We start from the raw sequence: 2186 nt of genomic DNA, 5'->3' as shown, positions 1-2186 counted from the left end.
ACAATATGACGATGAATTGTTAGTGGCGTCTCGCTATGGTACCCCCATAGTAAATTATTTACACAAAATCCACGCAGCAATATCATGTTGGATTTATGAAAAAATAATAAATCGCAAGTAGAGGGATTCACATTAAATGGGCAAAAAAATTAAAATAAATCAGCCTGAAATCTTTTTCTCACTTGTAATCCTGATGGCAGGACTATTTCTTATAATTATTACGCCTACTGGAGCAAATAATGATGAAGAAACATATACCGCAAGGATATTTGAAATGTCTTTGGGTTATTTAATACCAAATTCATTTCTTGGCGAAGGAAGAAATTATCCTGTTGCTCTTATTTCAGATTCATATAGGCAAGATGTCAATTTATGGCCAGTTGATGTTCCTACATGGATAGAACAGGCAAAAGTTAAAATTAATTGGAATAATCGGGATTTTGATAGTCTGGAAAATTATAAAACCCGGGCAGTATATTTTCCTACCTTGTTTATCCTTCAGGCTCCTGTTATGCGCTTTTTGGGACTACGGCTTGATTTACCTGTTGTTTTTTTGTATTATGTAATCCGTTTATCATATTTGCTCATCTATTTGATATTGGTTTTTCTCGCCATAAGGATTATCCCTTATGGCAAGTGGCTGCTTGGGGTGGTTGCAGTTGCACCCATGAGCCTTATCACAGCTACTTCTATTTCGCCCGACCCGATCATATTCGGAGTATGCTTTCTATTCATTGCCTGGGTTCTATTCCTAATAAAAAACTCAACTTTGCCTATATCACGAAAACAGCTCATCATAACTTGCGCCATCATCCTCGCTGTTTGTACACTAAAACCCAACTATATATTCTTATTGTTGCTGCTCTTTGCATTACCAAATAAAGGTTTCCTGAGGAAATGGGATGTTGCGATTTTATTAATTGTCTGTTTACTCGGAGTAGGGATTTCTCTCGGTTGGACTTATTTAGCATCGCGGGTAGTTGTCAATCAGTTGGACATGGCAACAGATTCCATGTCTCAATTTTGGTCACTGTTCACAGAACCACAAATTTTCATAATGTCTATAAGCCAGGCACTAGCTAATAATTCAATCACTTACCTTCACCAAATGATCGGTACCTCGGGATATAACTACTGGCCATTGCCAATTACTGTGTACATTTTTTATCCGATAGCCATTGTCCTTGCCTTTTACTCTGAAGAAAACAAGAACACCCTAACACGAAGACAAAGATCAATCTTTGTCCTTATTGGATTAATGAATGTTTTTGTTGTTTTTATGCTTTTTTACATCGCGAATACTCCAATTGGTTCCAACACTATTATAGGGGTATCAGGAAGATACTTCACTCCGTTTTTGCCGCTTTTGCTATTGCCAATTCTAATCACGAAGCCTGTCAAAAAAATGCGCTGCTTTTTATTTGGTCTACTTGGATTGATCAGCATTATTGTAATAGCTACTTTGTTTATGGCTTATCATGTTGTGTGTGGAGGATTTTGGTTTTCAGGACAAGCCTGCAAACTGCCATATTACAAGAATTGGGGGCCTGAAACTTTCATATCTGCAGGTTTATTCAAAGGATCCGCTTTAAGTCAAAATATCATAATTGATTGTCAAACTATCTCACATATCGAAATTTGGCCAATGAAAAATTATGAAAAAGATAAAAATATCCTCTTAAACTTGCGTACCGGTGACGGAGATTTAATTAGCACCAGTACTTTTTCCACTAACGATATAATTACGAATGATTGGTATAGTGTTGATATCCCTGATGTTGTCGGGATGAAGGGGACTGCCATTACCATTGAGATTTTACCATCAGGTAAACAGGATTTGTCACAGTTTGCTTTAGGGGTTTTTCCAACAAACGAATATACCAAGGGTGAATTGTTTATCAAGGATGGAACAACAGGGAAATCATCCACGGTAGATAATGATCTGATATTTAGATACCTTTGTGAGAAACCCTGAAACATGCCAATTTGACTATAAAATGGCCATCTCGAAATGAGGCGGGTTATTGTAATTATCAGTGGCACAAAAAAAATATAAAAAAATTTATGGCAATGGAGGTATTTCAAACTTCTTAAATACCAAATGTCCATCACGGTATTCATCAGAAAGTTTCCCTTGCGGATAAAGTGTTTCTATTTCTCCAAATTCATCGAAATTCTCAAAAGTT

Annotated in this window: 1 protein-coding gene; it reads left to right on the top strand. The window is 36.5% G+C overall.

Annotation, left to right across the window (positions count from 1 at the left end; all coding sequences use genetic code 11):
* Positions 1-136: 136 nt before the first annotated feature.
* Positions 137-1975 (top strand): DUF2142 domain-containing protein, encoded by a 1839-nt coding sequence (locus tag KKG99_00005; protein MBU1011357.1) that lies wholly within the window; start codon positions 137-139, stop codon positions 1973-1975.
* Positions 1976-2186: the final 211 nt, after the last annotated feature.

This window comes from Bacteroidota bacterium, assembly GCA_018816945.1.
In the GTDB taxonomy this organism is placed as follows: domain Bacteria; phylum Bacteroidota; class Bacteroidia; order Bacteroidales.
The sequence above is the reverse complement of the archived record's forward strand: the minus strand, read 5'-3'. Positions and strand labels throughout refer to the sequence as shown.

Bases quoted from the DNA above. Each gene is read 5' to 3' on its own strand.
- KKG99_00005 (MBU1011357.1), top strand. From the start codon at position 137: ATGGGCAAAAAAATTAAAATAAATCAGCCTGAAATCTTTTTCTCACTT.